Origin of the sequence: Corynebacterium sp. USCH3 (genome assembly GCF_037619475.1) — a bacterium.
Taxonomy (GTDB): domain Bacteria; phylum Actinomycetota; class Actinomycetes; order Mycobacteriales; family Mycobacteriaceae; genus Corynebacterium.
The window spans coordinates 1-12315 of the sequence record NZ_JAQPZT010000005.1; the positions used below are offsets into that span (position 1 = coordinate 1).

Sequence of the window (12315 nt, forward strand, 5' to 3'; positions counted from 1 at the left end):
CCGCGCCACACAACCGGTGCGACAAAAAAATACTTGGTTTGTTACGCTATTGAGTTCTCAAACAACACACGCACACACAACCAACACACCAACCGAACCGGTCAGCACATCTCGTGAGTGGCAGGCCCTGAATCCTACGACCCTCCAACCAGATTCGCAAATCCGATCCCGAGCCCCTCGCGCCTCCAGGAAGCAAACGAAGCTTACGTAGTCCGCCAGCGCCGTTATCCTTCCGCACTCTGTGCGGTGTCGGTCGCTCTGACTCGCATTAATCTACACACCCCACACCCACCACACAAAACACCAGGTCACAACGTCACTGGCGCACCCGTCACCACAACCACAACCGCCTGCCAGAGAGCGCCACTCCTCCACAGGCCCCCGCCTCCGTTGCCTCCCTACCCGACCCGTCGCCGTGGGTCGCTCGACCCCGGGGGTCCCGTCATCCTTTTAGTCACTGTGACGAAACGTCGGCGTTCATGTCTTCGTTTCCGACATCCGGGCGCTCCGGTCAGAAAGCCCCTTCGCGGCGGTAGTAGTCCCGATCCTTGCCCTGGGTGAACCCTACCGGCCGCAGTCGCTGACCTGAGGTGACCGTCCGGACGGTGAGCCCGATGATCGCGGTCGTAACCGCCAGGACCACGCCGGTGGTGACCGCGAGGACCGTCACCGAGGGATCTGTCGCGGTGACCGTGATGACGAATCCTCCCGCCGGTATGAGGGATGCCACGAAGGTGAAGTATGCGCTGCTGGAGACGATCAGGACGTGGAAGGCGACGAACATCGCAGCGAACGCGAGGCCTAGCGCCGTCCTGTCGACGCTCAGGTCCGCTCCCGTGGCCGGCTCCTCAACCACGGTGACCCGTACAGCCGCCCAGATAGCGAGCACCACGATCCCCAGCACCATGCAGGAGGCGGCATAGGCGTGCCACAGCCACCGGGAGAGAGGCACGCCGAGCACGGCCCACACGCGGTATCCACCAGCCATGGCACCGCCGACGGCAGCGCATCCCACAGCAGTGAGAGGTAGCAGCATCACAAGGTCGACGCTCCCGTCGCCGAAGATCAGCAGCTCCGTCATGGCGTAGAACACGGCGCCGAAGATGAGGAGTGTCGACACCGCCGACATCAGTGCCGGTCGGTACACCAGGCGCCAGGGAAGCGTGCCCTCCGTTCCGGGGACGCTACCGTCCCATGTCGAGCTCAGCTGGCCTGACCAGGACACTGCCGGTACCACCCCGGTGTCACCACGCAGCGCGGACCACATTCCAACCACCAGCCTCGTGCCGACCGCACCCGCCGCGACCAGGGTCCCGACATGCGTCCAGGCACTCCCACCCAGCATGACTGCTGTAGCGGTATACAGGGCATACACCAGTGCCATGACAATCGCGGTATCCACGGACCAGTACCGCAGTGGAACGCCGAACGCCCGGTATCGGCCGATGTCGGGCACGGCGATCCACATGGAGTAGCCGGCGAAAAGCGCGGTGAAGACCGCCGCCCCCGGTCCGTCGCCGCCTCTCATCAGAACGACACCGCTAACGATGAGGAAGAGGAGAACCCAGAGCTGGTCCACCCGCGGGTACATCTGCAGCCGGGTCCGGAACGCCACGCCGGTCATGATTCCGGCCCCCCGGTCAACGCGATCACCGTGTCTTCCGTCCCGAGCCGTTCAACGGTGACTCCGGACGGCATGGCCAGCGCGCTCAGCCTGCTCCCCTGTAGGTCGACGTCCACAGACATACTGCCGGCGACGTCCCGCATGGCGGTCAGCCGTATGTCGGGCATACCCCTCACCTTGTCCAGCACCTCGGTCATTCGCTCGGTACTCCCGGTGAGACGGACGACTCGGTCGCCGAGATCGGCGCCGTCGATGTCATGGGTGAGGTAGCCGCCGGCACCGAGGATGAGCAGCCGGTCGACGATCCGTCCGGCGTCCGCGAGCTGATGGGTCGACAGGACGATACAGCGGGGGTCATTCTCCTGGGCCTCGGCGAGCACCTCGTAGAACAGGCGTCGGTTCTGGACGTCCAACCCCGAGTACGGTTCATCCAGCAGGGTCAACGGGGCGCAGGACGCCAGCCCGACGATGATGCTCACCAGCGACCGCTGACCGGTCGACAATGACGACATCCTTCCGAAGCGAGCGACGCCGAACCGTCCGGCCAGGTCGTCGGCCAGGTCGGTGTCCCACCGCGGATAGCGCGCCGCGGCGACGGAGAGGACCGTGTTCACCTGCCACTGTGGTGGGTACACCACGTCCACGCCGGTGAAGCAGACGTGGTCCATGGCGGCGGCGTTGTCGAAGGGATCCTCTCCGGCGACAGTGGCCTCCCCGCCGCTGCGACGAAGTTGCCCGGCGAGGATACCCATCAGGGTCGTCTTGCCGACACCGTTGCGCCCGACGAGTCCGACGATGCCGGTGCGCCGCAGATCGAAGGTCACCCCGCGCAGGACGCGGCGGGTGCCGAAGGCCCGGTCGAGACCCCGCACCTCGACGAGCGGGTCCGGGAGGCTGGTGGTGGTCGGTGGTGTCATGGTGTCTCTCGCTTTCCTTGTCTCATCCCTCAGGTCTCATCGCTTTGCCGGCGCACCACGGATGATGCTGGTCATCGCCCAGTCCGGCTGCCCGAGCACGGCCTTGCCCCGCACATAGGAGAGCAGACACCAGGCGAGGAGGGCGTTGCCCGCCACGGCGATCAGGTTCGGCCACAGGACGTCCGACGTGTTGAACCCGAATCCTCCGACGAGTGCCTGGAGAAAGCCGAAGCCGATGAGCCACATGACCGTGGTGCCCCAGTCCTCGTACGACACGCTGGCACAGAGTCCCGCGGCGACGAGGGCACTGGTCACCACGATGCCGAGGTAGAGGACGAACCGGACCGCGTCCACGGGGACGTCGGGGTTCGCCTCAGCCATCCGGTACGTGACGGGGGCACCAACCCCCGCCAGCGGGACAGCAACCGCTGCGATGACGTGGGCCACCCAGACCCGTCGGGGCAGTCCGACGGCGACAGCGGTCTGACGGCTCGCTGCGACGACCGGGGCCGTGATCACCGCCGCGAACAGCAGGGAGCCGGTGACCGCCTGTGGGTCCACGGTGTTCTCCCCGTAGAGCTGCCAGATCTCGACGAGCACCACGGCGACCAGCGCCGTCAGGCCCACCGGCTGGTACACCGCCCGCCACGCGACGGGGCCGCGACGGGCGAGGAACGCCCGGTAGTGCAGGGGCGTGCCGGCGACGCGGTCCCCGGTGCCGGTGGCCCGTCCGGCCAGGGCGTGGCGGTGGTGGTGGAGCACCAGCGCCACGGTCACCGCCATCGCGACCGCCGGCAACAGCGGTGTCCACCCCGGGACCCGGTCCGCGACCTCCACCGGGCGGACTGTCGCCCACACCGGCCAGGCGAGGTGCACAACGGCCACGACGCCGACGAGGAGTCCGTGGTCGAGCATCCACTGCCTCATCGACAGTCCGACGACACGGTAGCGGGCCGGGTTGGGCACCACGAGGAGCACCGACAGCGCCGGGAAGAACACTCCGCCGGTGACCGACGGCCACGGTTGCCACCCCTGGTGGAAGCCCACCAGCGTGGACGAGGTGAGGAAGGCCAGTACCAGCGCCAGCAGCAGGAGTACCACGGTCGTGCTCGGCGGACGGTCCGCCCGCAGCCGCTGCCAGGGAAAACGCATGGTGGACGGCGTGGCGGTCGGCGACCCCGCCCTCATGACGTCTCACCGCCTGTCAGGTGGATGACGGCCTCCTCGAGGTCGACGGGCTCGGCGGCGACGCCGGACAGGACGTCCGGCCCTGTGTCCCCGAGGTCGACGACGGCACGCGATGCTCCGGCGACGTCCCGACGTTCGAGGACCGCCAGACCCGGGGCGCCGGAGATGACGGCGTCGACCCGGGCCTCCGAACCGGTGATGCGGTAGAAACGCCCGGACAGCTCGGCGGCGTCGATGTCGTGGACGAGGCGCCCCTTCTCCAGGATGAGCACCCGGTCGACGATGCGTTCCAGGTCCGGCAGGTGGTGGGTGGAGATCACGACGAGGCGGGGATCGTCCTGCACCGACTCCACCAGCACCCGGTAGAACAGTCGGCGGGACTGGGCGTCCAGCCCCACGTAGGGTTCGTCGAACAGGGTGACCGGTGCGTGGGAGGCCAGGCCGACGATGATGCCGACCGCGGTGCGCTGCCCGCGCGACAGGACCCCGTAGCGCGAGGTGTCCGCCAGGCCGAAGGCGTCCTGCAGGCGGGCGGCTTCTGCGGGGTCCCAGCGCGGGTAGCGCCGGGCGGCCATGTCGAGCACCCCCTGGACGTTCCACGACGGGGCGTAGTCGACGTCAACGCCGGTGAGGCTCGTGTTCTCCAGGACCACGGCGTCGTCGAAGGCGGCGCGTCCGCCGCTGGTGACTGTCCCGGAGGACGGTTTGAGCTGGCCGGCCAGCAGTCCGAGCAGCGTCGTCTTCCCGGCTCCGTTGCGCCCGACGAGCCCGACGATTCCGCCGGTACCGCCGGCACCGCCGGCACCGTCGGCACCGTCGGCACCATCGGCGAGGTCCAGAGTCAGGGGGCCGACGACCGGTGGGACGGGACGCCCCGGTTTCCCGACCCACGGGTACGCCACCTCCACGTCGCGGAGGACGACGTGTGGGGCGGAACCGGGGGTCCCGTCGGCGGGGCTGTCGTATGTGCTGGTCATGAGTACAGTCCTCTGCTTTCTGCGACCTGGTCGATCAGGCGGTGCACGTCGTCGCGGGGCAGGTCGAGTTTGATCGCCTCGTCCACCAGCGGGGCGAGGAAGTCGGCGGCGAAGGCCTCCCGACGTCGCGCCGTGATCCGTGCCCGTGCCCCCTCCTCGACGAACATGCCCAGACCCCTTCTCTTGACCAGGACACCGCGCTCGACGAGCAGGGTCAGGCCCTTGCGGGCGGTGGCGGGGTTGATGCCGTGGAAGGCGGCGAGTTCATTGGTTGACGGAGCCTGGTCGCCCTCCCGGAGCGACCCGTCGACGACGGAATCCTCGACCAGTTCGGCGATCTGCCGGAACAGCGGTGACGTCGTCTCGTCCACGGGCCGCCCTTTCTCGTGCACCCAGGTTTATTGGTTAGTTACTCCTGTAACTAACCATCGCACACCCGCGCTTTTCTGACAAGGTCCTGCCTGACAACTCCCTCCGGACCACCGAATGACCAGCACACCTCCCCACAGGCCGCACACCTGATGCACACTAGGAGGACCAACCGACAGAACTTTTTAGCGAGGACCCTCCGATGCTCGAACGCACCCTGATCTACGTCGACACCTCTTACCTGCTCGCCAGCTTCTACAACGCCTGGGAAACCGGCGCGCGGGCGCAACTCGAGATCGACCTGCCCGAGGTCGTCAACGTGCTGGAGAGCCGCGTCGTCGACCAACTGCGACAACCCGTCTACCGGCAGAACTGGTACGACGGCCTCCCCGACTCCGGTCCGCACCGCTACCAACGCGCCCTGCGCTCCTGCAACGGCGTGCAGCTGCGGTCCGGGCAACTCATCGAGTGGGGCGACCGTCGCACCCAGAAGGCCGTCGACACCCGCCTCGTCGCTGACATGGTCATCAGCGCCATGTCCCGCGAGGTCACCGACATCGTCCTGGTGTCCGGCGACGCCGACATGCTCCCCGGCGTCGAGGAAGCGGTCTCCCGCGGCGTGCGGGTCCACCTCTACGGCTTCGGCTGGGACTCGATGTCGGCGAACCTCCGTTACTCCTGCGACTCCACCACCATCCTCGACCCGCGCGAGGACTTCGCCGACTGCATGCGTCTGCAGATTCTCGAGGGTCCGTTGAAGACCGGCACCTCAGGGACAACAGGGTCAGCGGGGACGGCCGGGGCACAGCACAAGCCGATCGGGGACGCCGAACCTGTCGAAGACCTCTCCGGGACGTGCGCGGTCCCGGACGTCCGCCGGAAAGCCGCCGCACCGTCCACCGTCGACGGCAGCGGGGACAGCAGTGGGGACAGCAGTGGACACGGTGGTGGGGCATCCGGGGAGGGGACCCCGGCCGCCGTGCGGGACCCGGGCCACAAGGACGCCACCGGCGCCACGGGAGGCACCGGCAACGCAGACGAGACGCCGTCCGGCACCGACCCGGCGGAACGCTCCGCGGCACCGAGCCCCGCGTCCATGCCGACGCGGGACCCGTCCCCCGCCCCGGCCGCGGTCTCCCACGAAAATCCCGTCGCCCCGGGTGATGATCCCGACGACGACGGGCGAGCCCCAGAAAACGACCCAGAAACCGCCCCCGAAACGGCGCCGGCGCAGACCCCCGGTCCCGCACCCTCGCCGGCCGATCTCGCGGCGTCCCGGCCCACGCCCGCGATGATGGCACCACGCCGCCGACTGCGCAGCCGGTACGTCCCTCTCCCCACCGAAGTGTGGCAGTCCGGCGGCCAGCAGAACCCCTTCGACATCGGCGAACAGTACGCCGTCTGGTGGTTCCAGCACGCGGCCACCGCAGAACAGCAGGACGGCGCCCACGTCCTGTGCGGCGGCGGCCTGCCGCCGGAAGTCGACCGCCCGCTTCTCCAGTTCGCCTGCGAGACCCTCCACGAGTACACGCTCACCGAGTACCAGCGCGTCAACCTGCGCGACGGGTTCCACTCCGGCATCCGCGGCATCCTGCTCAACGGCTAGACCCGACCGGTGGCCGACGGGCGGTGCACCGGAGGCGCACCGGACCGTCCACCCCACACCCGGTATCGGCCCCGACTGTGAGAAAATGCCGTCATGACCGCCCCCTCCACCGGCCTCACCGGTACCGACGCCGCGTCCCGCCCTGACCGTACCGGTCGTGGGCTGCTGTCCTTCTGCGGGCAGATCCTGGGGGCCGGCTCCCTCGCCTCTGTCGTCACACTGGCCGCCTGGTTCGTCCTGTCCCGGACGAATCTGCCGGCCTACTCGTCGTCGAACGTCACCAAGGCCCTGGCCAGTGCAGGCGGGGTTCTCGTCCTCGTCGTCCTGGCGTTCGTACTCTACGCGGTACTGCACTCCCGCACCGCCGTCGCAAACTGGGCACGGTGGCGGCGCATCGGCGTCGTCGCGCTGTGCTGGCTCGCTCCCGCCGGTCTGGTCATCGCAGCGCTCGGGATTCCGCTCGCCGCCACGCGCCTCTACCTCGACGGCATCAGCGTCGACCAGGCGTTCCGTACCCAGTTCTTCACCCGGATGACCGACCAGCCCGGTTTCGAGGACATGGCCTACCTCGGCGAACCGAGCTTCTACCCGCGGCTGTGGTTCCTCACCGGCGGTGTCTTCGCCAACGTCCTCGGACTCGCCGGCTGGGCGGCGTTCCAGCCCTGGTCGCTGATCACCCTCGCCGCCACCGGATCGATCCTGGTCCCGGTGTGGCGGCGGCTCACCGGCTCACTGCCCCTGGGCACCGTCATCGCCGTGGTGACCACCTCGGTCGTGCTCTACACCGCCCCGGAGGAGCCCTATGCCGCGGTCGTGGCGTTCGGCATGCCCGCCGCCCTCGTCCTCGCCGGACGTGCCGTGCGCGGATCCTGGCCGGCGGTGGTGGGGCTGGCGGTCTTCCTCGGCCTGTCGGCGAACCTGTACACGCTCTACACCGGTGTCACCGCTCTGACGGTCGTGCTCATCGCCGCCGTCGTGGCGTGGCACACCCGGTCGATCCTGCCGCTGGTCCGGCTGACGGTCACCGGCGTCGCCTCGATCGTGATCGCGCTCGTCGGATGGGCGCCCTACGGCGTGGCCCTGCTGACCTCGGAGAGCGGGGCGAGCGGACGCGCACAGCACTACCTCCCCACGGTCGGCACCGAGATTCCTGTCCCGTTCTTCCAGGTCAGCCTGGTCGGTGTTCTCGGTCTGCTGTGCATCGTGTGGATGGTGCTGCGGTGGAAGCGCAGCCAGGTCCGCGCACTCGTCGCCGGCCTGGTGGTCTGCTACGGATGGGTCGTCGCCTCGATGCTCATGACGCTGGCGGGCACCACCCTGCTGGGATTCCGGCTGGAGTTGCCGATCTCGCTGATCCTGGTCACCGGCGGCATGATGGCGATCAACGACCTGCGGCTCAACGGCATCCGCCGCGCCTACCCGCAGTTCGTCGGCCCGGACGCCGCACCGAAGGTCACCGCCGTCCTGGCGGTCGTGCTCACCTTCGCCGCCGCCGCCCACGTCGTCAGCATTCCGTTGCAGCTGCGCCAGCACATCGACCTCGCGTACACCGACACCGACGGCGAGGCGCAGCGCGGTGACCTCTTCCCCGCCGACTCCACCGTCTACTACGCCGACGTCGACGCCTACATCGACGAGACGCTGGGGCTCGGCGGCGACCGCGCCGGCACCGTCGTCCTCACCGACGAGCAGAGCTTCATGGCCTACTACCCGTACCACTCCTACCAGGCCATGACCGCCCACTACGCCAACCCGTTGGGCCGCTTCGAGGAGCGCAACACCGAGATCCGTAGCTGGGGCGACATCACCGAGCCGGCTGAGCTCACCGAGGCCATGGACGCCGTCACCGAGGCCCGGGGCTGGACGGGGCCGGACGTGCTGGTGCTGCGGGGGCAGGCGGCCGACGCGACGGGGGACAGCGGAGACAGGGGCGACAGCGGCGACGACGCAGATCCCGACGGCCGGTTCACCTACCGCCTGTCCGAGGACATCTACCCCAACGACCCGAACGTGCGCTTCACCACGATCCCGTTCCACGCCTCGGCGTTCGCCGAGGGGTGGGACCTCGAGCAGATCGGCCCGTTCGTCGTCGCGGTACGGCAGCGGTAGCGGCCACTTCGTCCTCACCAGACTCCTGCCGTAACATGTGCTGCTATGTCACGAGTCGAACACGATGCCCCCGACGAGGTGTCCGAACAGGCCCCTGAGACGAACCCCGATCGCACGAAGGCGGCCGGCGTCGACCGGCTCAAGGCGATCGCCGTCCTGTCGGGCATCGCGGCACTCATCCTGTTCTGCCTGACCCCGCTTCTCCCGGTCAAGCAGGAACAGTCCAGCTTCTCCTGGCCACAGGGCGGCGACCTGCGCAGCGTGGACGCCCCGCTGATGTCCTACCACCCGGAGAACCTGGACATCACCCTGCCGTTGTCCGAGGTCCGCGACCTCAACGGCAACCAGACCACCGTCCTGTCCACCGTGCCCGAGGGCGCGGAGGAGGCGACGCTGCGCGGCATGTTCGTCCGATCGACCCCGGACGGCCTGGACGTCGTCGTCCGAAACTCCGTGGCGTTGTCGGTGGACACGTCGACCCTCGAGAGCCTCCCGGACGACGCCCAGCTGCGCATCACCTCCGACTACGAGGGGACGCGCGCCTGGATCCCGGACGCCACCGACGAGGACGGCAACCCGCTGGAAGGCGGGTTCGGCGACGACATCCGTCCCATGCTCACCGGCATCTTCACCGAGATGACCGACACCCCGGAGAACACCCAGGCCGCCGTGGACGCCGGCCTACGGGTGGACGTCACCGTCGACTCGCGGTACACCTCCACCCCCAGCGGCATCAAGATCGCCGCGATGGTCCTCGGCGTGCTGTTCATGGTCGTGTCCCTGTGGGCACTGCACCGCATGGACATCCTCGACGGACGCACCCGCACCCGGCGCCGGTTCCTGCCCGCGAACTGGTGGCGACCACGCTGGCTCGACGGCGTCGTCGGCGGCATCCTCGTGGTCTGGTACTTCATCGGCGCAAACACCGCCGACGACGGCTACCTGCTGACCATGGCCCGCGCCAGCCAGGAATCCGGCTACATGGCGAACTACTACCGCTGGTTCGGTGTTCCGGAGTCCCCGTTCGGCGCCCCCTACTACGACCTGCTGGCATTGATGACGCACGTCTCCACCGCCTCGGTGTGGATGCGCCTGCCCGTCCTGATCGCCAGCCTGCTGACGTGGATGCTGCTCTCCCGTGAGGTGCTGCCGCGCCTCGGCGCGAAGATCGCGCAGCGCCAGGTCGCCCACTGGACCGCGGCCGCGGTGTTCCTCGTCTTCGCCATGACCTTCAACAACGGTCTGCGCCCCGAGCCCGTCATCGCCCTCGGCGCCCTGCTGACCTGGGTCTGCATGGAACGTGCGATCGCCACCGGCCGGTTGCTGCCGGCCGCGATCGGCGTCATCGTCGCCTCCCTGTCGCTCGCCGCCGGCCCCACCGGCCTCATGGCCGTCGCCTCGATCCTCGTCGCGCTGTCCGGTCTGGTCCGGATCGTCATCCGACGCCTGCCCCTGCTCAACGCCGGACGGGGCAGCTCGAAGAAGAAGGTCACCGGCGCCGTCGTCGCCCAGATCATGCCGTTCTTCGCCGCGGGCACCGCCGTGCTCATCTGCGTCTTCGGCGACCAGACGCTGAGCACCGTCATGGAGTCCATCGGCGTGCGCGGCCCCGTCGGCCCGTCCCTGTCGTGGTACGAGGAGCCGCAGCGCTACACCGAGCTGCTGAAGCAGACCGTCGACGGGTCCTTCCCCCGCCGGTTCTCCGTGCTGATGATGCTGCTGTGCCTGGCCGTGGTCGTCGCCTCGATGCTGCGCAACCGCCGCGTCCCCGGCACCGCCCACGGTCCGGCGCTGCGCATGACGCTGGTGGTCGTCGGCACCATGTTCTTCATGACCTTCACCCCCACCAAGTGGACCCACCACTTCGGTGTCTACGCCGGTATCGCCGCCGGACTCGCCGCACTGGCCGCGGTCGCCGCCTCGACCATGGCCATGCGCTCGGCGCGTAACCGCATCGTCTTCCTCGGTGCGTGCCTGCTGCTGTTCGCCTTCACCCTGGCCGGCACCAACGGCTGGTGGTACATCTCCAGCTTCGGCGTGCCCTGGTACGACAAGCCCATCCAGCTCGCCGGCTTCGAGATATCCACCGGAATGATGGTGCTCGCCGTCATCGTGATGTTCATCGGCGTGGTCATCGGCTTCCTCAACGACATCCGTGAGGCCAACGCCACCACCGACGCCGAGCTCAAGGAGATCGACCGTCGGGAGGCCGCCCAGGCGCAGCGGTTCACCGGCGTCGCCGCCGCTCCGATCGCCGTGCTCACCGCCATCGTCGTCGTGTTCAACCTGGCGTCGCTCGGCAAGGGCTTCATCTCCCAGTGGCCGGCCTACTCCGTCGGCAAGGGAAACCTGACGTCCCTCGTCGGCAACACCAGCGGCATGGCCGGTGACGCCCTCGTGGAATCCGACACCAACGAGTCCTTCCTCGAGACCGCCGACGGCACCGACTTCGCCGATTCGCTGGTCAGTGACGGCTCCCGCGGCTTCGGGGAGAACAACATCCCCAACCGTATCCAGGAGAGTTCCGACAGCTCGGACTCCGGGTCCTCCCCGCAGACCTCCGCCGTGGACACCAACGCCTTCGGCTCCGGCGAGGACGAGGACATCACCGACACCGGCCCCGGCGGCGGACTCAGTGCCCGGGAGGGGGCCAACGGCTCCTACGCCCAGCTGCCGTTCAACATCGACCGCACCCAGGTCCCGGTCATCGGTTCCTACACCGACGGCCTGCAGCTGCAGGCCGAGACCACGACGTCGTGGTACACCCTGCCCGAGCGCAGCGACGACTCCCCGCTGCTGGTCATCTCCGCCGCCGGCGAGGTCTCCCACCTCGACATGAACGGCGTGCGCCAGTACGGCCAGGAGCTGAAGCTGCAGTACGGACGCAGCACCGGCTCGGGTTCCGGCTCGGGTTCCAGCTCCGACGACTTCGAGGTCATGGGAGAGCTGGAGCCGCTGGACATCGGCACCGCACCGCAGTGGCGCAACCTGCGTTTCCCGATGGACGAGATCCCGGAGGACGCCGACGTCGTGCGCATCCACGCCGCCGACATGAACGTCACCCCGGACCAGTGGCTGGCCTTCACCCCGCCCCGCGTGCCCACTCTGACGCCGCTGGACGACGTCATCGGCGACGCACCGACGCTGCTCGACTGGTCCGTCCCGCTGCAGTTCCCGTCGCAGCGTCCGTTCAGCCACTACGCCGGCGTCGCCGAGGTTCCGGAGTACCAGATCTCCCCCGAACACGACGCGAAGAAGGCGCACGCACCGGTGATGGACTACTACGGGGGCGGTGCCGGCGGGCTGACCCAGATGGTCACCCACGGTACGGAGATGTCCACCTACCTCGACAACGACTGGCAGCGTGACTGGGGAGTGGTCACCAAGCTGACCCCGTTCGCCTCCAGTACCGGTGAGGAGCCGAAGACGGTCGAGCTCGACATCGAGACCGAGAACCGGTCCGGCCTGTGGTCACCGGGGCCGATGCGCCTGAGCTGAGGGCCGTACACCCGGTAACGCCAACGC

General features: G+C 68.6%; 8 protein-coding genes. 3 read left to right on the forward strand and 5 right to left on the reverse strand.

Annotated features, from left to right (window positions below; genetic code table 11):
* Positions 1 to 511: 511 nt before the first annotated feature.
* Genes PQI66_RS11060 through PQI66_RS11080 form a run of 5 tightly spaced genes read right to left on the reverse strand, consistent with a single transcriptional unit; the run spans position 512 to position 5077 of the window.
* Complete coding sequence (locus PQI66_RS11060) at positions 512 to 1615, reverse strand: hypothetical protein (RefSeq protein ID WP_339998310.1); 1104 nt, start codon at positions 1613 to 1615, stop codon at positions 512 to 514.
* Between the two features lie 5 nt (positions 1616 to 1620).
* The gene (locus PQI66_RS11065; RefSeq protein WP_339998311.1) at positions 1621 to 2541 is read right to left on the reverse strand and encodes an ABC transporter ATP-binding protein; all 921 of its coding nucleotides are present in this window, start codon (positions 2539 to 2541) and stop codon (positions 1621 to 1623) included.
* A gap of 36 nt (positions 2542 to 2577) precedes the next feature.
* The gene (locus tag PQI66_RS11070; protein WP_339998313.1) at positions 2578 to 3729 is read right to left on the reverse strand and encodes a hypothetical protein; all 1152 of its coding nucleotides are present in this window, start codon (positions 3727 to 3729) and stop codon (positions 2578 to 2580) included.
* Positions 3726 to 4706, reverse strand: a complete 981-nt coding sequence (locus PQI66_RS11075; RefSeq protein ID WP_339998314.1) for an ABC transporter ATP-binding protein — start codon at positions 4704 to 4706, stop codon at positions 3726 to 3728. Before PQI66_RS11075 ends, PQI66_RS11070 begins: the two co-directional genes overlap by 4 nt.
* On the reverse strand, positions 4703 to 5077 hold the full coding sequence (locus PQI66_RS11080; RefSeq protein WP_339998316.1) for a GntR family transcriptional regulator: 375 nt from the start codon (positions 5075 to 5077) through the stop codon (positions 4703 to 4705). Before PQI66_RS11080 ends, PQI66_RS11075 begins: the two co-directional genes overlap by 4 nt.
* A gap of 200 nt (positions 5078 to 5277) precedes the next feature.
* On the opposite strand from PQI66_RS11080, the gene PQI66_RS11085 reads away from it, so the two are divergent.
* The 3 genes from PQI66_RS11085 to PQI66_RS11095 all read left to right on the forward strand — a co-directional run bounded on the left by PQI66_RS11085 (position 5278) and on the right by PQI66_RS11095 (position 12288).
* Positions 5278 to 6681 (forward strand): NYN domain-containing protein, encoded by a 1404-nt coding sequence (locus tag PQI66_RS11085; RefSeq protein ID WP_339998317.1) that lies wholly within the window; start codon positions 5278 to 5280, stop codon positions 6679 to 6681.
* A gap of 93 nt (positions 6682 to 6774) precedes the next feature.
* Positions 6775 to 8790, forward strand: a complete 2016-nt coding sequence (locus PQI66_RS11090) for a galactan 5-O-arabinofuranosyltransferase (protein ID WP_339998319.1) — start codon at positions 6775 to 6777, stop codon at positions 8788 to 8790.
* Positions 8791 to 8835: 45 nt separating this feature from the next.
* Positions 8836 to 12288 carry an arabinosyltransferase domain-containing protein gene (locus PQI66_RS11095; protein WP_339998320.1) on the forward strand — a complete coding sequence of 1151 codons (3453 nt, stop codon included), beginning with the start codon at positions 8836 to 8838 and terminating at the stop codon, positions 12286 to 12288.
* The last annotated feature ends 27 nt before the right edge of the window (positions 12289 to 12315 follow it).

Coding starts and splice junctions, on each gene's coding strand:
- PQI66_RS11070 (WP_339998313.1), bottom strand. CDS start 3,729: ATGAGGGCGGGGTCGCCGACCGCCACGCCGTCCACCATGCGTTTTCCC.
- PQI66_RS11065 (WP_339998311.1), bottom strand. CDS start 2,541: ATGACACCACCGACCACCACCAGCCTCCCGGACCCGCTCGTCGAGGTG.
- PQI66_RS11095 (WP_339998320.1), top strand. CDS start 8,836: ATGTCACGAGTCGAACACGATGCCCCCGACGAGGTGTCCGAACAGGCC.
- PQI66_RS11085 (WP_339998317.1), top strand. CDS start 5,278: ATGCTCGAACGCACCCTGATCTACGTCGACACCTCTTACCTGCTCGCC.
- PQI66_RS11075 (WP_339998314.1), bottom strand. CDS start 4,706: ATGACCAGCACATACGACAGCCCCGCCGACGGGACCCCCGGTTCCGCC.
- PQI66_RS11090 (WP_339998319.1), top strand. CDS start 6,775: ATGACCGCCCCCTCCACCGGCCTCACCGGTACCGACGCCGCGTCCCGC.